General features: G+C 39.6%; 21 protein-coding genes and 1 other annotated feature. Of the genes, 17 read left to right on the top strand and 4 right to left on the bottom strand.

Features of this window, described 5'->3' with window-relative positions:
* Positions 1 to 6: 6 nt before the first annotated feature.
* Positions 7 to 186 (top strand): small acid-soluble spore protein H, encoded by a 180-nt coding sequence (locus PDT38_RS13800; RefSeq protein WP_172296667.1) that lies wholly within the window; start codon positions 7 to 9, stop codon positions 184 to 186.
* A 393-nt stretch (positions 187 to 579) separates the two neighbouring features.
* Here PDT38_RS13800 and PDT38_RS13795 read toward each other — a convergent pair whose 3' ends face one another.
* Entirely contained in the window at positions 580 to 1227 is a 648-nt protein-coding gene (locus PDT38_RS13795) for a phosphotransferase (protein WP_270802408.1), read from the bottom strand.
* Between the two features lie 214 nt (positions 1228 to 1441).
* Here PDT38_RS13795 and PDT38_RS13790 point away from each other — a divergent pair, with 214 nt between their 5' ends.
* The 7 genes from PDT38_RS13790 (at position 1442) to yajC (ending at position 6430) form a co-directional block, all read left to right on the top strand.
* Positions 1442 to 1975 (top strand): intercompartmental signaling factor BofC, encoded by a 534-nt coding sequence (locus PDT38_RS13790; RefSeq protein ID WP_270802546.1) that lies wholly within the window; start codon positions 1442 to 1444, stop codon positions 1973 to 1975.
* Between the two features lie 101 nt (positions 1976 to 2076).
* The gene (gene ruvA, locus PDT38_RS13785; RefSeq protein WP_270802406.1) at positions 2077 to 2682 is read left to right on the top strand and encodes a Holliday junction branch migration protein RuvA; all 606 of its coding nucleotides are present in this window, start codon (positions 2077 to 2079) and stop codon (positions 2680 to 2682) included.
* Between the two features lie 11 nt (positions 2683 to 2693).
* On the top strand, positions 2694 to 3698 hold the full coding sequence (gene ruvB / locus PDT38_RS13780) for a Holliday junction branch migration DNA helicase RuvB (protein ID WP_270802404.1): 1005 nt from the start codon (positions 2694 to 2696) through the stop codon (positions 3696 to 3698).
* Positions 3691 to 3891, top strand: a complete 201-nt coding sequence (locus PDT38_RS13775) for a DUF2905 domain-containing protein (protein ID WP_172296655.1) — start codon at positions 3691 to 3693, stop codon at positions 3889 to 3891. The genes ruvB and PDT38_RS13775 overlap by 8 nt, the downstream gene beginning before the upstream one ends.
* Before the next feature lie 39 nt (positions 3892 to 3930).
* Positions 3931 to 4959 (top strand): tRNA preQ1(34) S-adenosylmethionine ribosyltransferase-isomerase QueA, encoded by a 1029-nt coding sequence (queA, locus tag PDT38_RS13770; RefSeq protein WP_270802402.1) that lies wholly within the window; start codon positions 3931 to 3933, stop codon positions 4957 to 4959.
* Positions 4960 to 4988: 29 nt separating this feature from the next.
* Complete coding sequence (gene tgt / locus PDT38_RS13765; protein WP_270802400.1) at positions 4989 to 6134, top strand: tRNA guanosine(34) transglycosylase Tgt; 1146 nt, start codon at positions 4989 to 4991, stop codon at positions 6132 to 6134.
* Positions 6135 to 6169: 35 nt separating this feature from the next.
* Positions 6170 to 6430 carry a preprotein translocase subunit YajC gene (gene yajC / locus PDT38_RS13760; RefSeq protein ID WP_270802398.1) on the top strand — a complete coding sequence of 87 codons (261 nt, stop codon included), beginning with the start codon at positions 6170 to 6172 and terminating at the stop codon, positions 6428 to 6430.
* Positions 6431 to 6497: 67 nt separating this feature from the next.
* Here yajC and PDT38_RS13755 read toward each other — a convergent pair whose 3' ends face one another.
* Positions 6498 to 6881 carry a TIGR04086 family membrane protein gene (locus PDT38_RS13755; protein ID WP_270802396.1) on the bottom strand — a complete coding sequence of 128 codons (384 nt, stop codon included), beginning with the start codon at positions 6879 to 6881 and terminating at the stop codon, positions 6498 to 6500.
* 148 nt (positions 6882 to 7029) lie between these two features.
* On the opposite strand from PDT38_RS13755, the gene PDT38_RS13750 reads away from it, so the two are divergent.
* Entirely contained in the window at positions 7030 to 7662 is a 633-nt protein-coding gene (locus tag PDT38_RS13750) for a DUF421 domain-containing protein (protein ID WP_270802394.1), read from the top strand.
* 4 nt (positions 7663 to 7666) lie between these two features.
* Here PDT38_RS13750 and spoVB read toward each other — a convergent pair whose 3' ends face one another.
* Complete coding sequence (gene spoVB, locus PDT38_RS13745) at positions 7667 to 9220, bottom strand: stage V sporulation protein B (RefSeq protein WP_270802392.1); 1554 nt, start codon at positions 9218 to 9220, stop codon at positions 7667 to 7669.
* 115 nt (positions 9221 to 9335) lie between these two features.
* Between spoVB and PDT38_RS13740 the strand changes: the two genes are divergently transcribed.
* The 7 genes from PDT38_RS13740 (at position 9336) to dtd (ending at position 18289) form a co-directional block, all read left to right on the top strand.
* Positions 9336 to 9632 (top strand): post-transcriptional regulator, encoded by a 297-nt coding sequence (locus PDT38_RS13740; RefSeq protein ID WP_270802390.1) that lies wholly within the window; start codon positions 9336 to 9338, stop codon positions 9630 to 9632.
* A 39-nt stretch (positions 9633 to 9671) separates the two neighbouring features.
* The gene (gene secDF, locus PDT38_RS13735) at positions 9672 to 11885 is read left to right on the top strand and encodes a protein translocase subunit SecDF (RefSeq protein ID WP_270802388.1); all 2214 of its coding nucleotides are present in this window, start codon (positions 9672 to 9674) and stop codon (positions 11883 to 11885) included.
* Between the two features lie 367 nt (positions 11886 to 12252).
* A complete protein-coding gene (locus PDT38_RS13730; protein ID WP_270802386.1) occupies positions 12253 to 12528 on the top strand; it encodes a LapA family protein in 276 nt (91 codons plus the stop codon).
* Between the two features lie 63 nt (positions 12529 to 12591).
* Positions 12592 to 14928, top strand: coding sequence for a single-stranded-DNA-specific exonuclease RecJ (gene recJ / locus PDT38_RS13725; protein ID WP_270802385.1), 2337 nt, complete (start codon positions 12592 to 12594; stop codon positions 14926 to 14928).
* A 17-nt stretch (positions 14929 to 14945) separates the two neighbouring features.
* Positions 14946 to 15458 (top strand): adenine phosphoribosyltransferase, encoded by a 513-nt coding sequence (locus PDT38_RS13720; RefSeq protein ID WP_270802384.1) that lies wholly within the window; start codon positions 14946 to 14948, stop codon positions 15456 to 15458.
* Between the two features lie 172 nt (positions 15459 to 15630).
* Positions 15631 to 17832: a RelA/SpoT family protein gene (locus PDT38_RS13715; RefSeq protein WP_270802383.1), complete on the top strand. Its 2202-nt coding sequence runs from the start codon at positions 15631 to 15633 to the stop codon at positions 17830 to 17832.
* Positions 17833 to 17845: 13 nt separating this feature from the next.
* Positions 17846 to 18289 carry a D-aminoacyl-tRNA deacylase gene (gene dtd / locus PDT38_RS13710; RefSeq protein WP_270802381.1) on the top strand — a complete coding sequence of 148 codons (444 nt, stop codon included), beginning with the start codon at positions 17846 to 17848 and terminating at the stop codon, positions 18287 to 18289.
* A 231-nt stretch (positions 18290 to 18520) separates the two neighbouring features.
* On the opposite strand, the gene PDT38_RS13705 is transcribed toward dtd, so the two are convergent.
* Entirely contained in the window at positions 18521 to 19819 is a 1299-nt protein-coding gene (locus PDT38_RS13705; RefSeq protein WP_270802379.1) for an N-acetylmuramoyl-L-alanine amidase, read from the bottom strand.
* 120 nt (positions 19820 to 19939) lie between these two features.
* On the opposite strand from PDT38_RS13705, the gene PDT38_RS13700 reads away from it, so the two are divergent.
* A complete protein-coding gene (locus tag PDT38_RS13700; protein ID WP_270802377.1) occupies positions 19940 to 20107 on the top strand; it encodes a YrzK family protein in 168 nt (55 codons plus the stop codon).
* A gap of 58 nt (positions 20108 to 20165) precedes the next feature.
* Positions 20166 to 20401 (top strand) — a binding site (T-box leader).
* The last annotated feature ends 45 nt before the right edge of the window (positions 20402 to 20446 follow it).

Raw genomic sequence — 20446 nt, 5'->3', positions numbered from 1 at the left:
TTTAGGTTGAATACACAACGTGCCCAAGAAATCGTTGAATCTCCAGTGATGGTGGATGTTACGTATAATGGTAAACAAATTTATATACAACATGTTGATCAGCAAAACGAAACAGCCAGAATTTATCCACTTGATCAACCCGAGAAAGAACAGGATGTACCGGTGGGGAAATTAGAAGAACATTAAAAAGTAGAGAAACTTCCTTAAAAGTAAACAGATGAATGTTTACCTGAGGAAGTTTTTTTGTTATGCCTTTTTCATCATGAACAACAGAGTGGGAGAACGTACAAAGAAAAAGGGATCTATAATATATCGGGAAATCAACTAGACGAGTAACGTTATAAATAAATAGGGTACTAAAGGATCAACCTTAAACAATACGAATTCATGTCTGATGTAAAACGGTGAAATATGGACTCTCAACATAAGATGGGACTGATAGTTAGTCTTTTTGGTTTGAAAAGTTGTAATTGATGACTTTTCCAATGTCTTTGGCCAGCATATAAACGACAGGCTCAGGGAAAATATCACTAGAGTTATCAGATTGCTGGCGTTTGTTTAATACAGATATTCATCTTTTTATGAGTAAAAATTGTTTTTCTTTGAGACCCATTGTTTTTGTAGCCAGTTTCTTTTATAAAGAAAAGCGATGATTTCCATCAACAATTTTGGGACTTTTTGCGGGAATCTCTTATTTTTATAAAGGTTTTGATAAGCGGTTTTTAAGTCTTCCCATTGTGTGCATTGTTTAGTTTGCAAAAACCTTGCGACATCGATTACTTTCACCGCTCTGGACGGTGTCAATATGAGATTTCGAAGATGAATGTCAGAAGGATTTAATCCTTTTAACTTTGCGGCCTGTAAAGCACGGTCCACTTCTTGAATCATTTCGTCTTCAATTTGAATTCCTTTTGTTAAACATTCATAAAAGGTATGTCCTTTAATGTATTCCATTAAAATATAAGAACGGCCTGTTTCATAAATGTCCGGATAATAAGGGGAATCAGCTAGATTTTTGTATATGTCTGCCTCCCTTTCTGCAACTTCTTTGAACTCGGGAAAAAAGATTTTCAATGCCATGTCTTTTCCTTGTTCTGTCAGTTTGAAAACATAGGCACTTCGTCCTTTTCCAATTAGTTCGAGTTCGGCAGGTTTTTGAACAAGCTTGTTAAATTTCTTTTTCGTATTATATATAACGGCTTCTGAATATTTTTGTACTTTAGTCATGTCTCCGAGTTCACCTTCTTTTTAAATGAAAACTCTCTAATGTTGTTATACACGACAATTGCAAACTTTTCATCTTAAAAGTATTGTACCATGCGTTTAGTTGTAAAGTCTGAGGAGAAGTTTGACAAATCCCCAAGACAAATATCATAAATGATTAATTTTTGAAAGCATTGGTCAAACTATGAATGATACTTTGAAGGTAAAAAAGAAGGTGATGTTTGTGAACCGACGAAAAATTTTGATAGGAATGAGTTGTTTTCTGCTTTTTAGTTTATTAAATGGTTTGGAAGAAAAGGCTGCTACGGCAAATGATAGAGTGCCTGCTAAAGTTCAGGTTCAACTTGAAAAAGTGTACTTGGACGGGGATGTGGGTATTGAGAAAAAACAAGAGACCTTTGATGAAATAGCGGACTTTAAAACGATTTATAAAGGATGGCGGCTTGTCGATCAAAAAGAGGGATTTATGTTGTTTCGCAAGCAGATCGACGACATTTCTCCACTAAGCAAGACAAACGGTTATATTGGTGTGACAGAGGATGGGGTCATTTCAACGTTTCATGGACGCCCAGGGCTTTTATCTGAACCCATTCAGTCTTTTTTTCAGATTGATATAAAACGGCTTGAGAGCCGGCTGGTAGATGACCTGAAGAAAGGAATTCGCTACAGAACTAAAAAAGAATTTCAACATGTCATTGAATCTGTAAAATTATCTGGTCATCAACATCATGTGAAAGATCTGAAGACATGACACTGTTATGTCTTTTTTAGAGCGAACATATGTTAACTTTTTCATTCTAGCTTTGCCTGTTTTATGTTACAATGAAGAGCAGTCAAAGAGGTGAATGAATATTGATCGAATTTGTGAAGGGGACCATTGATTATGTGTCACCCCAATATATTGTCATTGAGAACGGCGGAATCGGATATCAGGTATATACGCCTAACCCATTTATTTATAAAGAAAACAGCAAAGAAACGATTTATACATATCATTACATAAGAGAAGATACTTTTTCTCTGTACGGTTTTTCCACGAGAGAAGAAAAAATGCTGTTTACAAAATTGCTGAATGTAACAGGAATCGGACCGAAAGGAGCGTTGGCGATCCTTGCTTCCGGAGACCCTAGTGCAGTCATTGAGGCGATTGAGTGTGAGGATGAAGCATTTTTGGTTAAATTCCCTGGTGTAGGGAAAAAAACGGCTAGGCAGATCATTCTTGATTTAAAAGGAAAATTGGCAGATTTCATTCCATCAACGGAAGCCAACCTGTTTCATCATGAGGAACGAGAACAAGTTCATCAAGCTGAAGTAGCTCTGCAAGAGGCACTTGAAGCACTAGGTGCGCTTGGCTATTCTGAACGTGAGATTAAAAAAGTGTTGCCGCATTTGAAAAAAGAAGGTGCTCTTTCAACAGATCAATACGTTAAAAAAGCTTTGCAAAAATTATTAAAGTAAGGTGATGGTCAATGGATGAGCGGCTTTTATCAAGTGAATTAGACAATGATGAATCAGTGATAGAGCAAAGTTTGCGGCCACAAAAACTTTCACAGTACATTGGTCAGAACAAGGTGAAAGAAAATCTTAAGGTTTTCATCAAAGCTGCCAAAATGAGGGGCGAGACGTTAGATCATGTCTTATTATATGGACCTCCAGGGCTTGGAAAAACAACGCTTGCTGCAATTATCGCAAATGAAATGGGTGTTAATCTTCGGACAACATCAGGACCAGCAATCGAACGTCCAGGTGATTTGGCAGCGATTTTAACTGCCCTTGAACCGGGAGATGTATTGTTTATTGATGAAATCCATCGTCTTCATCGCTCAATTGAAGAAGTTCTCTATCCGGCAATGGAAGATTTTTGCCTTGATATTGTAATTGGTAAAGGACCGTCGGCACGTTCTGTTCGGCTTGATCTGCCACCTTTTACACTCGTCGGTGCCACGACTAGAGTGGGGCTTTTGACGGCTCCACTACGGGACAGGTTCGGTGTTTTGTCAAGGCTTGAGTATTATACCCAAGATGAACTTTCAGAAATTGTATTCAGAACGGCGGAATTGTTTGAAATTGAAATCGACCGCCTCTCCGCCCTTGAGATCGCAAGAAGATCTAGGGGAACACCGCGTATTGCCAACAGGCTGTTAAGGAGGGTCCGGGATTTTGCACAAGTTTTAGGGAACAGCATGATCACGGAGGAAGTGGCGATCGATGCACTGGAACGTCTTCAAGTTGATCGGCTCGGTCTTGATCATATTGATCGTAAACTATTAATGGGAATGATTGAGAAATTTAATGGCGGTCCTGTTGGTCTTGATACGATTTCCGCAACGATCGGAGAGGAGTCACATACAATCGAAGATGTCTATGAACCGTATCTTTTACAGATCGGTTTTATTCAAAGGACACCGCGGGGACGAATCGTAACACCAGATGTTTATCTTCATTTTAAGATGGAGGTTCCACATCATGACTGAGTTTCCAAAACTATTAATGATTTTAGGGGCTGTTTTATTTGCCGCTGGTTTCATCATGCAAGTCATCGGTAAACTACCAGGCGATATTTTTGTCAAAAGAGGAAATATAACATTTTTCTTTCCGGTTGTAACGTGTATTGTCATTAGTGTGATCTTGTCTTTGTTATTTTCGATCTTTGGACGGATGAAATAGTTTTTCAAATCAGTATATAGACAGAATAAGGTGAAAAAAATGAAAGTAGATTTGTTTGATTTTGATTTACCGGAACGTCTGATTGCTCAGGTTCCTTTAAAAGAGCGGGATGCGTCAAGATTGATGGTGTTGGATAAAAAAACAGGTGAGATGACGCACAGTACATTTAAACACATCATCGAGTTTTTAGATGCTGGTGATTGTATTGTGTTGAATGATACGAGGGTGTTACCAGCTCGTTTATTCGGTATAAAAGAAGAGACGGGGGCAAAAGTTGAAGTGCTCCTGTTAAAACAAGAGGAAGAGGACGAGTGGGAAACCCTTGTCAAACCTGCAAAACGGGTCAAACGTGGAACCGTTCTGACGTTTGGAGATGGGCGACTAACAGCAATCTGTACAGAGGAGCTTGATCATGGCGGTAGAAAAATAAAATTTCATTATAAAGGAATTTTTTACGAAGTCCTGGACTCCCTCGGTGAAATGCCATTACCTCCATATATTAAAGAGCAGCTTGATGACAAGGAGCGCTATCAGACAGTGTACTCGAAAAAGCAAGGGTCTGCAGCCGCGCCGACAGCAGGTCTGCACTTTACAGAAGAGATTCTAGATACTCTTAAGAAAAAAGGTGTCCATATCGCGTTTATAACTCTTCATGTCGGTTTAGGAACCTTTCGACCTGTAAGTGCTGAAAATGTAGAAGAGCACGATATGCACGCTGAATTTTATGAAATGACAGCGGAAACCGCAGCACTCCTTAACAATGTTAAAAAAAGCGGAGGGCGGATTATTTCTGTTGGGACTACCTCGACAAGAACACTTGAAACGATTGCATCAGGACATGACGGTCAGCTGCAAGAAGCGCGAGGGTGGACATCGATTTTTATTTATCCCGGATATTCATTTAGAGCTATTGATGGGATGATTACTAATTTTCATCTGCCAAAATCTTCGCTTATTATGCTTGTCAGTGCTCTTGCGGGTCGAGAGCATGTGCTGAAAGCTTATCGGACTGCAGTCGAACACGAATACCGCTTCTTCAGTTTTGGAGATGCCATGTTCATCAAATAAATTTTCGAAAAAGATGGGAGGGCTCATATTTGTCGCAGCAACCAATACGCTATGAGTTCATTAAAACATGTAAACAAACAGGAGCGCGTCTGGGGAAAGTCCATACCCCCCATGGCACATTTGAAACACCTGCTTTCATGCCAGTAGGAACGCTTGCCACTGTTAAAACGATGGCACCAGAAGACCTGAAAGAAATGGGTGCCGGTATTATATTAAGCAATACATATCATCTCTGGTTGAGACCTGGCCATGAGATCGTTAAAGAAGCTGGAGGCCTTCATCAATTTATGAATTGGGATCGTGCCATTTTAACAGATTCAGGCGGTTTTCAAGTTTTCTCGTTAAGCGACTTTCGCAAAATCGAAGAAGAAGGGGTTCATTTCCGCAATCATTTGAACGGGGATAAACTGTTTTTATCCCCTGAAAAGGCAATGGACATCCAAAATGCGCTCGGCTCTGACATTATGATGGCGTTTGACGAGTGTCCGCCATATCCGGCTGAGTATGATTATATGAAAAAGTCTGTCGAACGGACGAGCCGCTGGGCGGAAAGATGTCTTACCGCTCACAAACGGCCTGATGAACAAGGTCTTTTTGGAATTGTTCAAGGTGGGGAATATGAAGATTTGCGAAAACTGAGTGCGAAAGACTTGATTTCGCTTGATTTCCCAGGCTATGCTATAGGGGGATTGTCCGTTGGAGAACCAAAGGATGTCATGAACCGAGTGCTTGAGTTCACAACACCTTTATTGCCAGCCGATAAGCCTCGCTATTTGATGGGAGTTGGCTCACCAGATTCTCTAATTGATGGAGCGATCCGCGGTGTTGATATGTTTGATTGTGTGCTCCCGACTAGGATTGCGCGCAATGGAACATTGATGACAAGTGAAGGACGTCTTGTTGTAAAAAACGCCAAATATGAAAGGGATTTTCGTCCAGTTGATGAACACTGTGACTGTTATACATGCCGTCATTATTCTCGGGCATACATCAGACATTTGATTCGTTGCAATGAGACATTTGGAATTCGCCTAACTTCTTATCATAATCTTTATTTTCTGTTAAAATTAATGGGGCAAGTAAGAGACGCCATTCGTGAAGATCGTTTAGGTGATTTCCGAGAGGAGTTTTTTGAACGCTACGGTTTTAACCAACCAAATGCGAAAAATTTCTAAACGCATAGCATATCATTTGAAAGGGGTGAAACATAATGGAGATGTTAGCTACATTGCTTCCGATCATTTTAATCTTCGCCGTTTTTTATTTCTTGATTATCCGTCCACAGCAAAAGCAGCAGAAAGCTGTTCGGCATATGCAAGAGGAAATGAAAAAAGGTGATAAAGTCGTCACGATCGGTGGTCTACATGGTGTCGTTGATGCTATTGATGAGAACAAAGTTGTCATCAAAGCAGGCGATCATACACTATTGACATTCGACCGACGCGCAATTCGAGAGGTGTCAGCTGAATAGCACACAAACGGCTTATACATAAGCAATTTTAGGGAGCAGATCAAACTGCTCCCTAATTTTTTACTCCTTATGTGCGACTCCCCTGCAAATTCACTCCGAAAATACCGCCGATCGCACTAATCCCGAGAAAGCCAGCATGGTACAGTATCTGTTCAAGATTAAACGTTTCTCCGAAACCAAGATATTGAAACAAGAGGACTGTAAGTGAGAAGCAAAGAGCAGTCAAAGCCCCGATTAACCAGCCTTTTTCCTGGGCTTTTCTCCCTGAAATAAAGCCGCCAATAAATAATGTGATAAAAGAAGCTAGGGTAATAAGCCAGCTGAATGAGCTTTCAGATAATGATGTTAAGGATAGTAATAGTGAAATGAGAAGGCTTCCCACAAACATTAATGCAAACACAACAACTAAGCTATAAAGAATCCCTTTGCCAACTTGTTTTGGTTCGTTCATTACATACCTCCTTTCTGGATGGCTCGTCTTTTAAAATGTATTCTGAACAGTAAGAAAATAGACTATGCCAAGAAGAGCTTTTGTACATAAAAGCGGAATTTTGACAAAGGCTAGTGAGAGATATATTGTGCTGGAAGGAGGCGGTTGTATGGAAGAAATCTATGCTCTGGCGTTTCGAACGGTTATTTTATACGTTGTTATTTTTATCTTATTTCGTTTAATGGGAAAGAGAGAAATTGGTGAGTTAAGTATATTGGATCTTGTCGTTTTTATCATGATGGCAGAAATTGCGGTTTTGGCGATTGAAAATGTTCATGACGATCTTTTTAAAACAATTGTCCCCATTCTTGTGCTAACATTAATTCAAATTGTATTTGCGTATATCTCGATGAAAAGTGAAAAAATTCGCCACCTTCTTGATGGAAAACCAACAATTATTATTGATAGAGGGAAAATTGATGAACGGGCGATGAGAAGCCAACGCTATAACTTTGATGACTTGATGACTCAGCTTCGCGAGAAAAATATAGAGCGAATCTCAGATGTGTCATATGCTATTTTAGAGCCAACTGGAAAGCTTTCAGTCTTTACAAAAACAGATCCCCCGCTTGAGTTCCCGTTAATTATTGATGGAATCGTTCAAAAAGAACATTTAACACGGATTGGCAAAGATCAAAAATGGTTAGAACAAATGCTTGCCGAAAAAGGTCATCATCACTTTTCTCATATTTCTTACTGTTCATATCACAAAGGTGCTATTTTTATTGATATGAAGAATTAAGATCTTAAGAAATCCAGCGACCTAACAGAGGAAATCGCTGAAGTTCTTCTTTTTTAATGAGCCCGAAGATGATTAAAAGGGACATGTACGCGCAACTTGAAAGTAGGATGCAAAATAGGAGGCGCACAGGTTCAGATTGATCTAGGAACAAATGTTGTTTAAATAAAATGCTTATCCAACCACAAAGGAATATAACTGCAAAAGACATGCTATATTCTTTTAAGTTGATGCTGATTGGCAACACTTTGCTGACCGTTGCACCATGCAGCAAGGTGACAAGGACGATACCAGTCAAAATTGCAAGTGCTGCACCCATAATGCCTAATGAAGGTCTTGAAGCAAGTATAAAAATGAGTCCTGTTTTAACGAGAGCACCAATTAAGCTGTTCATCATCGCTGCGCCTGCTAAATTTAAAGCTTGTAAAACCGCTTGGAGGGGTCCTTGAAAATAGTACAGCAAAAAGAACGGCGCCATCACTTTGACATAGATTGACGCGTTAGAAGCGCCATACATAACAGTGACAAGTTCATCTGCATAAGAAAACAAAATGACAGCTGAAATCCCCCCACTTAATAAACAGAGCCGCATCGCTTGTTCGAGCCGGTATTCAACGACCTGCATTTTTCTTTGTTCAATTCCTTCGCTGATCGCTGGAACAAGCGCTGTTGACAATGAATAAGTAATAAAACTTGGGAGTGTGAGCAAAGTCATCGCAAATCCAGTCAGCTCACCATACTGTCTTGTAGCTGCTGAAGTTGCAATACCAGCAATTGCTAGGCTTTGGGCGACAACAATAGGTTCGAAAAACCAAGAAAGATTGCCAATAAATCGGCTTCCTGTTGTTGGTAAAGACACACTCATTAGTTCGAAAAACGTCTGTCGTCCAGACTTTAATGACTGAAAAAAGCGTCTTCTGATTCGGATTTTCTTTTTATGTTTAAAAGCAATCAATAAATAGAGAAGTGAGATCAGTTCACCAAACACCGAAGAAAGCATGGCTCCGGCTGCGGCATATTCGATTCCAAACGGTAAACATGCTGTTGTACAGACAGCGACAAGTGATATTCGAACAATTTGTTCAATCACTTGAGAAATGGCCAATGGGCGCATATTTTGTTTTCCTTGAAAGTAACCTCGCAGTACACTTGAGACTGCGATAATCGGAACGACTGGTGCCACAGCCAATAGTGGATAGAGTGTTCGTGCATCTGTGAAAAGTGTCTCAGCCATTAGCGGTGCATAAATGAGAAATATCGGGGTAAAAAGGGCGCTGAGTGTACCAGTAATGGCAAGAGACATCACTAAAATTTGTTTTGTTTTCTTATGGTCACTGCGCGCTTCTGCTTCTGCTACAAGCTTGCTGATGGCAACTGGAAGACCGAACTGGGTGAGAGTTACCGCTAGAAAAAAAGTGGGTGCAGCCATCATATAAAGACCTACACCTTCTTCTCCGATAAAACGAGCAATGACGATCCGGTTGATAAAGCCGAGTATTCTAGTGATAAATCCTGCTGCTATTAAGATGAGTGTTCCTTTTAAAAAGTTCTGCTTGGTCATTTCTTTGTCCCCTGCCTTCTCAAACAAGCATTAATCATATACAATAGGATATGCGCATACATCGTCCAAGCATGACAAGTCTCTCTTAAAAAATTTGAAAGGAGTGTGGCTTATCATGGACAAACATCCTGCTGACTTGTATAAGGATCACTTAAAACCGTTTCTTCTCAGTAAGTTAGAAGAGTTTAGAATACTTGGTTATGGTGATGTCAGAATAGAGGATTTGTGGTCATTCTTATTGAATAAGAAATGGAGAAATCTTAAAGATGTTCAAATTTACAAATTGGCAGATGCTATATTAGCAGTTAAAATTGGCGAATTTATGAATTATGCAACCGTAGAATCGTTTAAAACGTCTAATTTACTCGACAGTAAAGAAGGGCAGAACTTGCTTGATGAACTGCTGAAGTAATGATCGATTCATCGGTTTGATTTAAGGAGGATATACATAATGAAAAAAGGACGCTTGATTGCGTTTTTCCTTACCGTTTTATTAATCGGTACAGGATTAGGAATGTTCACAAAGCCGGCAGCTGATCATATTAGTTTGGGGCTTGATCTTCAAGGCGGTTTTGAAGTTTTGTATGATGTGAAACCTGCTAAAAAAGGTGATAAAATCGACAAAGATGCATTGATCAGTACTGTTGAAGCGCTGAACCGTCGAGCTAACGTCTTAGGAGTTAGTGAACCCAATATTCAAATCGAAGGAAACAATAGAATTAGAGTTCAGTTAGCAGGTGTTGATAACCAGAACAGAGCACGCGAGATTTTATCAACACAGGCTGAGCTTTCTTTCCGAGACACGAATGATAAAGAACTTTTAAATGGCTCAGATCTCGTTGAAAACGGAGCAAAACAGGCATTCAAACCAGATACAAATGAACCGATCGTTTCGATCAAACTGAAGGATGCCGATAAATTTGGTAAAGTAACGAAAAAAGTGCTGGGCATGAAGCCGAATAATCAACTTGTCATCTGGCTTGATTATAAAAAAGGTGATTCTTATAAAAAAGAGTCGCGCAAAGAAAAACATAAATATATTTCAGCACCTAATGTCAGTCAAGTACTCAATACATCCGATGTCATGATCGAAGGGCATTTCACAGTTCAAGAAGCAAAAGATATGGCAAACATATTGAATGCAGGTGCTCTTCCAGTTAAATTGGTTGAAGAGTATTCAACATCTGTCGGTGCCCAGTTTGGTGAACAAGCATTGAATGATACCGTATTTGCAGGGGTCATAGGAGTTGCTATTATTTTCTTATTTATGCTGCTTTACTATCGACTACCAGGCTTTGTCGCGGTCATTACGTTGTCTGTTTACATTTACATTACGCTTCAAGTTTTTGACTGGATGAATGCTGTCCTAACACTTCCAGGAATAGCTGCACTTATACTCGGTGTAGGTATGGCGGTGGATGCCAACATTATTACCTATGAGCGAATAAAAGAGGAACTAAAGCTTGGTAAGTCAGTGCGGTCAGCTTTCAGATCTGGAAATAAAAGGTCTTTTTCAACCATTTTTGATGCGAACATTACAACAATGCTTGCGGGGATCGTTCTGTTCATTTTTGGAACAAGCTCTGTCAAAGGGTTTGCGACCATGTTGATTCTTTCGATTTTGACAAGCTTTATCACAGCGGTCTTTCTATCAAGATTTTTGCTTTCTTTATTGGTCGAAAGCCGATGGTTGGATCGTAAAAAAGGTTGGTTTGGCGTCCGTAAAAAAGATATTTTAGATATTAGTAAAACAGATGAACATACAGAACCGCCGACACCATTTGATAAATGGGATTTCGTTGGGAAACGAAAATGGTTTTTTGCGTTCTCAAGTATTGTTTTAATAGCAGGTATTGTCATCTTGTTTATTTTCCGGTTAAATCTTGGCATTGACTTTTCAAGTGGCGCACGAATTGAAGTTCATGGCAACAAAAGCCTTGCCGTTGAAGAGCTAAATAAAGACTTTAAGGAGCTCGATCTAAAGGCGGATTCCATCATTCTTTCTGGAGATCAAAAAGAACGTGGTGTTGCTAGGTTTGTCGGTGTTCCAAGTCAGAAAAAAATTGCTGAAGTAAAAGACTACTTTAAAGGTAAGTATGGCATGGAACCAAATGTCAGTACGGTATCACCGACTGTCGGAAAAGAGCTTGCTGAAAACGCCTTAAAAGCAGTTATCATTGCTTCTATTGGCATCATTTTGTACGTATCAATTCGCTTCGAATACAAGATGGCGATTGCAGCAATAGCCTCACTACTGTATGACGCATTTTTCATTATTGCGATCTTTAGTATTACAAGGCTTGAAGTTGATATCACCTTCATTGCTGCCGTACTAACGATTATTGGTTATTCGATTAATGATACGATTGTTACATTTGATAGAATCAGGGAACAAATGAAAAAACGCAAACCGAAAAGCTTTAAGGACCTATCCTACATTGTCAACTTAAGCTTACAGCAAACGTTCGCACGTTCAATCAATACTGTGTTAACAGTTGTCATTGTGGTCATTACCCTTCTTGTTTTCGGTGCAGCATCGATTACAAACTTCTCTGTAGCCCTGCTCATCGGTTTGTTAAGTGGAGTCTATTCTTCACTATATATCGCTGCTCAAGTATGGCTTGTATGGAAAGGACGAGAACTCAAGAAAGCCAAGCAAAACTAAACTTAAAAAGACTGTCCATTTTGGGCAGTCTTTTATCATGGTTTGAATTCTTGAGAATTGGAATGAAACTCAAGATGAACGATTTTGGATGGCAACAAGAATATTGATTAAAATTGTACGGCTTTAATGGAAGAAACAACATTTAGGAAGAATTCATATGTCAAAAGTAGAGTTTCGAAATTGACTTACCAACCAAGGGAGACTTCAAGAGTTATTTTGTGGTGAAATTAACACACCTTATGTTTGCCTGTAAATCTAGTAGGGAAATAAAAAAATATCAACGAACGATCACTTCACCTCCTGCTGTTTTAAAACGGGTGTGGCGGGCAAGACTATTCGAAAAACGATGTGGATTGGGGGACTTGCGATGTATAAACAATGGACCATCATCACAGCTCTTTTTTTTACAATGGTTGTTGCCATTTTTGCTGTTATGAATGTTGAGCCTGTAAAAGTTGATTTTCTGTTTGGAACGGCTGAATGGCCCTTAATTCTTGTTATTTTGGCTTGCGTTTTGATGGGGGCGCTTATTACCGGCTTGACCGGTGCCTTTCAGATCATCAAGCTAAAGAAAGAGCTTAAGACATTTAAAACAAAAAAAACGGAAGAGGAACAATCCCTTATATCAGAACAACGAGAATAGAAAGATTTAAATTGAATCCCCTCAAGTCATTCGAGTATAATAGGGTGGTTGAGGGGTGAAATTATGTTAGCGTCAAAAATGCGTTGGGATGTGAAAACAACTGACACAAAAAAGGCGAAGTCACTTTCCGAGCAATTGGAGATTACTCCGCTAGCCGCCTCATTGCTTGTTATGAGAGGCTATGATACAGCTGATAAAGCTGCTTCATTTTTATATGGTAAGGATGCTGAGTTTTACGATCCGTATCTGCTGAAAGATATGGAAAAAGCTGTACAGCGAATTAAACAGGCGATTGCAAAACATGAACAGATTATGATTTATGGAGATTATGATGCCGACGGTGTGACAAGTACGACTGTTCTATTACAGACTTTGAAAAAATATTCGGCAGAAGTCGATTTTTATATACCAGACCGTTTTAAAGAAGGATACGGCCCTAATGAAGCTGCTTTCCGCCAAATCAAAGAACAAGGGTATTCTTTGATTATTACGGTGGACACCGGTATTGCTGCTGTACATGAAGCAGAAGTTGCCAATGAGCTCGGAATCGATCTGATTATCACAGATCACCATGAGCCTGGTCCTGTTTTGCCTCATGCTTATGCAATCATTCATCCGAAACAACCTGGTTGTCGTTACCCTTTTAAAGAGTTGGCTGGTGTTGGCGTGGCATTTAAGCTTGCTCATGCGCTTTGTGGTGAGGTGCCAGAAGATCTTCTTGATCTTTGTGCAATTGGAACAATTGCAGACCTTGTGCCACTTCATGATGAAAATAGACAAATTGCCAAGCTGGGAATGATGCAATTCAGGAAAACAAAGCGGCTTGGCTTAAAAGCATTGACAAAAATTGCAGGAGCAAATATTCACGATGCAGACGAAGAAACGATCGGCTTTCAGATTGCGCCACGTCTTAATGCAGTAGGCAGAATTGAGCAGGCAGACCCGGCTGTTCATCTATTAAATACAGAAGATGAAACAGAAGCACAAGAACTGGCAGAAGCCATTCATGATCTAAATAAAGAGCGACAAAAAATCGTCGGCCAGATGACAGAAGAAGCTGTTCAAATGATAGAAGAACAGGGTCTAGAGCAACATGTAATTGTTGTGGCTCGTTCAGGTTGGAATCCAGGGGTCGTGGGAATCGTCGCTTCAAAGCTTGTTGAACGCTATTATCGGCCTGCCATTGTTCTTGGTATCGATGAAGAAAAAGGAATTGCCAAAGGTTCAGCCCGGAGTATTAAAGGGTTTGATTTGTTTCAAAACCTTTCAGAATGTCGGGATATCCTTCCGCATTTTGGCGGACATCCGATGGCTGCAGGTATGACATTAAGTCTTGATCATGTGACTGCTTTAAGAGAAAGAATAAATAGACAAGCAGCAGCTGTTTTAACAACAGCTGACTTCATTCCTGTTCAAGATGTTGATCTTTCCTGCCGTCTAGAAGATATTACACTTGACAGTATTGCGGAAATGAATATGCTTGCCCCATTCGGAACAGGGAATCCAAAGCCATTTGTTCTAATCAACGGTGCTAAGGTTGATGAAACAAGAAAAATTGGTGCTCATCAAAATCATTTAAAACTCGTGTTAACTGATGGACAAATGAAGTTAGACTGTGTCGGTTTTCATAAAGGTGAAATTGAAGATGAAATTGTGACAGGCACAAATATTTCCCTTGTCGGTGAGTTATCGATCAATGAATGGAACAATAGAAAAAAACCGCAGCTTATGTTAAAAGATGTAGCTGTTCAAGAGTGGCAGCTGTTCGATCTGCGGGGAAAACGGTCATGGGAAGAAAAAATTTTAAAACTAGACCCGAAAAAACGGACAATCGTTTGCTTTCGGGAGGAAACAGAGTCAAAATTAACAAGGCTCGGTTTTGAAAATGAGTTGGTTTTGATCAAAGGTGAAATAGAAGCAACTCAGCTTCATTTACATGGTCGTTACGCGGTTTTTATTGATATGCCACCATCGATTGAGCTGTTTTATCAAACCATTAAAGGTCAACAATTAGAGCGAATCTATCTAATTTTTAATCAATCTGATGAGCATTTTTTTTCGACCGTACCTACAAGAGAATATTTTCGATGGTATTATGGGTTTCTTCTTAAAAGACGCACGTTTGATTTGGAAAAACATGGCGGGGAATTGGCGAAATTCAAAGGTTGGACAAAAGACACAATAGATTTTATGACAAAGGTGTTTTTTGAGCTTGGTTTTGTTACAATAGAGAATGGTGTTTTAACTGTTACTTATCAACCCGAAAAACGGGACTTAACAGATTCAACAACTTATCAGGAAAAACAGCGCTTAATTGAAGTGGATCAAAAGCTCGGATATTCTTCAGTAGACGAGCTTAAACAGTGGCTGGATAAGCAGATAATGCTTATGAAAGTATGAGGAGGACATGAAAACAGATGGATTTAAAGAAGTATGTAACAATTGTACCGGATTATCCAAAGGAAGGCGTACAATTTAAAGATATTACAACACTGATGGATAAAGGAGAAGTCTATCGCTATGCGACAGATCAAATTGTAAACTATGCAAAAGAAAAGCATATCGATCTTGTCGTCGGTCCTGAAGCAAGAGGATTTATTATTGGCTGTCCGGTTGCGTATGCACTTGGTGTGGGTTTTGCGCCAGTTCGAAAAGAAGGCAAACTACCTCGTGAAGTCGTAAAAGTTGACTATGGCTTAGAATATGGAAAGGATGTCCTCACGATCCACAAAGATGCGATTTTGCCAGGGCAACGTGTCCTTATTACAGATGACCTTCTTGCAACCGGAGGAACAATTGAAGCAACGATCAAGCTAGTTGAAGAGCTTGGTGGTGTTGTTGCGGGAATCGCCTTTCTCATCGAATTGACATATCTTGAAGGAAGAAAAAAACTGAACGGATATGATATGTTAACCTTGATGCAATATTAAACACATTTTATACTATAAAAAGCACTCATGAAATGCGAGTGCTTTTTTCCTATTCTTTAAAAAATGTTATAGAACGGTTTTTTTTGACCTTTTCAATTTCTTCTCTTTACATCTGTGACATTTTTCTTGATAATAATTACAATACAGTTTTCAATATAAAAAAGGTGATTCCATGGCGAACGAACAAGTATTAACTGCTGAGCAAGTCATTGAAAGGGCAAAAGCTTACCTTTCCGATGAACATATTGCTTTTATAAGAGACGCTTATCAATACGCGGAAGACGCGCATCGCGAACAGTACCGCAAATCAGGTGAGCCTTACATTATCCATCCGATTCAGGTAGCAGGAATTCTAGTTGATCTAGAAATGGATCCAGCGACGATTGCGGGGGGATTTCTTCACGATGTTGTCGAAGATACCAGTGTAACGCTTGATGATTTAAAAAATGTATTTAACGAAGAAGTCGCAATGCTTGTAGATGGTGTTACAAAGCTTGGAAAAATTAAATATAAATCGCAAGAAGAGCAGCAGGCGGAAAATCATCGCAAAATGTTTGTGGCAATGGCTCAAGATATCCGCGTCATTTTGATTAAATTGGCAGACCGTCTTCATAATATGCGAACACTGAAGCATTTACCACAGGAAAAGCAGCGGAGAATATCCAATGAAACACTAGAAATTTTTGCTCCGCTGGCGCATCGCCTTGGGATTTCAAAAATTAAGTGGGAGCTTGAGGACACCGCTTTAAGGTATTTAAATCCACAGCAGTACTACCGAATTGTAAATTTAATGAAGAAAAAACGAGCAGAGAGAGAATTATATGTTGAAAAAGTTGTCAATGAAGTGAGAAATCGCGTTGAAGAGGTCAACATTAAAGCGGATTTCTCTGGACGTCCTAAACATATATATAGCATTTATCGAAAAATGGCGATGCAGAACAAACAGTTTAACGAAATTTATGATTTGCTCGCTGTACGAATTTTAGTCAATAGTATTAAGGATTGTTATGCAGTGCTGGGGATTATCCATACATGCTGGAAACCGATGCCTGGTCGATTTAAAGATTATATTGCAATGCCAAAACCGAACATGTATCAGTCGCTTCATACGACAGTCATTGGACCAAAAGGAGACCCACTCGAGGTGCAGATCAGAACATTTGAAATGCATGAGATTGCCGAGTACGGGATTGCAGCTCACTGGGCCTATAAAGAAGGCAAAAATGTCAATGATGGGGCAAGCTTTGAGAAAAAATTATCATGGTTCCGCGAGATCTTAGAATTTCAAAATGAATCAAATGATGCGGAAGAGTTTATGGAATCACTTAAAATCGATTTGTTTTCAGACATGGTGTTCGTCTTTACACCAAAAGGAGACGTGATTGAGCTCCCATCCGGTTCTGTACCTATCGATTTCTCTTATCGGATTCATTCAGAAATCGGCAATAAAACGATCGGAGCGAAAGTGAACGGCAAAATGGTTACACTCGACTATAAGTTGCGTACTGGAGATATTGTCGAAATTATGACATCCAAGCATTCATATGGTCCGAGTCAAGACTGGATTAATCTTGCTCAGACATCTCAGGCAAAGCATAAAATTCGCCAGTTTTTCAAAAAACAGCGCAGGGAAGAAAATGTTGAAAAAGGCAAAGAACTGATCGAAAAAGAGATTAAAAACTTGGACTTTGAAGTAAAAGATGTATTGACAGCTGAAAACCTGCAGAAAGTAGCTGACAAATTTAACTTCACAAATGAAGAAGATATGTATGCCGCTGTTGGTTATAACGGAATCACGGCGCTGCAAGTCGCAAACCGTCTGACAGAAAAAGAACGGAAAATGCGGGATCAGGAAGAACAAGTAAAGAACGTTCAGGAAGTGACCGCTGAAACAAAGCCGTACCAAGGAAAAAAACGTGAAGCTGGTGTACGTGTTAAAGGTGTGGACAACCTATTAATCCGTCTGTCTAAGTGTTGTAACCCTGTTCCTGGTGATCCGATCGTCGGCTTTATTACGAAGGGGAGAGGTGTCTCTGTACACCGCGAAGATTGCCCGAATGTTTTGACAAATGAAGCGCTTGACCGTCTTATTCCAGTAGAATGGGAACATGAGCCTCAAACACAGCGGAGAAAAGAATACAATGTTGAAATTGAAATATTAGGCTATGACAGACGCGGCCTATTAAATGAAGTACTCCAAGCCGTCAATGAAACGAAAACGAATATTTCATCTGTTTCAGGCAAGTCTGATCGCAATAAAGTGGCAACCATTCATATGGCAATTTTCATACAAAATATCAATCATTTGCATAAAGTTGTCGAACGAATTAAGCAGATCAGAGATATTTATTCAGTACGCAGGGTGATGAACTAGGAGGGACACCGTCATGAAATTAGTTGTTCAGCGGGTCACAGATGCAACTGTATCAGTAAGCGGTGAGATCGTTGGTAAAATCGGTCTCGGCCTGATGGTGCTTGTTGGGGTGACTCATGAAGATACGAGTGAGGATGCCGTCTATTTAGCAGAGAAGCTTGTCAATCTGCGTATCTTTGAGGACGAAGCTGAGAAAATGAATCTTTCCCTGTTAGATGTGGGTGGTTCGGTATTGTCAGTATCGCAATTTACATTATATGGTGAAACAAAAAAGGGAAGGCGGCCTAACTTTACAAAAGCCGCCAAACCGGATGTAGCGCTTCAATTATATGAGGAATGGAACAGACTTCTCCGTGAAAAAGGAGTGTCTGTAGAGACAGGTAGGTTTGGAGAAATGATGGATGTCAAATTAACAAACTCTGGCCCCGTTACATTAATTATGGATTCACAAGCTTAGAAAACTGAATGATGGCTGTAGCTTTAAGATGCTGTCTATCACATATTAAAGTTGCTGCCATTTATTTTTTTAGCTCCAATTGTTTTTTATTTGATTTTGTGATGGCATGAATTGTTGCTTTGTTTATCGTTTAGGTCGTACAGCTTGACCATCTGTCATCTGTTTAAACAAAGGAACTACCTTAGCAAGTTGATTTCAGTCCATTTTAGATCATAATGCTCTATTTGGCATTTAATTAAAATAATCTTCGAGTCCACTTAAGATCCCTTCTGTCACTCTTTCCTGATAACCATTCGTGCTGACGATTGCTTCTTCTTGGGGATGACTTAAATAGCCGAGTTCAAATAAAGCAGCTGGTTGTTTATTTTCTCTTAAAACAAAATAATCGCCAAACAAAACACCACGGCTTGGCAGTGACGATTGTTTCTCGATCTCAGCTTGAATATCTGCTGCAAGTTTCTGATCTTTAACTGTGCTGTAATAATAGGCTGTATTTCCTCGAACAGAAGAATGAGTGTAACTATCGAAATGAATGCTGATAAAAGCATCTGCATGCCATTGATGGGAGGTCGCAACCCGCGACTGAAGGCTCACAAAAAAATTGTCATCACGGGTCATGTACACGTTGGCTCCAGCGTCTTTCAATTTTTTCTCCAAAAGCTTAGCCGTTTTAAGTGTTAAGCTTTTTTCAAGAGTACCTTGGGTTCCGATGGTCCCACTATCATAGCCGCCATGTCCTGCATCAATAACAATCGTTTTATGTTCAACAGAGCCGATATCTATATTTGAACTTGCTTGATTGGATGTCTGGACAACCCAACTGGCCACATATGCTGATCTTCCGTTTGCCAAGGTGATTTCATACCAATCACCTTTTGTAGCGGAAATAGGATATACTTCACCATTTTTAGCGCGTTTGACAATGTGAGAGGTGGTTGTTGGCTCACTTCTGATATTGGTATCATCATGAATAATGATGGTCTTTTGTGTTGATCCCTGTTCACTGTTTTTGAAGACGATGTATTGGCTTCCAACCCAGCCTGTTTGTCCATTAAAATCAATTTCATACCAACCGTTTCTTTCGTTTGTAATGGTCATGTTGTAATTTCGTTTTAAGGTTGCAACAATGGGAGCCTGCTGGGAAGCAGAACTTCTGACATAAAGGGTGGAAACGCCAACTGTACCTACGCGTTTGTCTTTTGAAACTGGATCAAATGTTGCCATGCTGTTATCGTTAGAATCAGCTTCTTCTTCTGATTTCTCAACTAGCTTTGACATAACCCAACCTTTTTGTCCATCGTTTAATTCGATTTGAATCCAGTTGCTTTTTTCCTCCAATATCGGATAGCTGTCATTTTGACTAATAACACTTATGATTTCGCTATCTCGTTTCGGTGTACTTCTGACATTTACTACATCATGAGTTATGACTGCTTCCTCAGTTTTTGCCGAAGCTGTTTCAAGTTGTGTGAAAAATGAAACTTGAGCAATTAACACTAGCGATAAAATGAAGTATGAGCTTTTTTCCAAACGAATGTTTCATCACTCCTTTCAGGTGGATTACATACTTCTTTTCCAAGATCTTTTTTTCCTTGCCTTTTTTTAAATAAAATGAAAATGGTTTGTTCATACTATAGAAAAAAAGGGGTAGTGACATTGAGATATAATCATCAGATGGGTAAAGCGATTCACGAGCAAGAAGGAAATTTACATATGAAAGATCATGTTGATCCTGAAAGTGCTGGCTTTTTAGAAGAGACTGCGCCAGAATTGGGAATGACATTAAAAGAGATCATTAAAAATAAAAAGAAACGCTAACAGGGTTGACATCAATATGGTAACCCCGTATTATTATATAAATTAGTATACATATTTAAATGAACTGTTGATGGAGCATAGTAGGTAAGAGTACGTGGGAAGAGAGGAACCGCCTTAGGCTGAAAGCGGTCTGCACGGTATCTTACACGAATGAACACTCCGAAGGTTTCCCGCTGAAAGCTGTCCGTGAGCACAGTACATAGGCGGAGGACGTGAACCTGCGTTAAAGGATTGAAAGCGGGAACTGTTAAGTTCCAACTAGGGTGGCACCACGGGTATACTCTCGTCCCTACTATTTATTTTATAGTAGGATCGAGGGTTTTTTTATTATATAGATAA

Origin of the sequence: Bacillus changyiensis (assembly GCF_027706145.1) — a bacterium.
GTDB classification, from domain to species: domain Bacteria; phylum Bacillota; class Bacilli; order Bacillales; family Bacillaceae; genus Bacillus; species Bacillus changyiensis.
The sequence above is the reverse complement of the archived record's forward strand: the minus strand, read 5'-3'. Positions and strand labels throughout refer to the sequence as shown.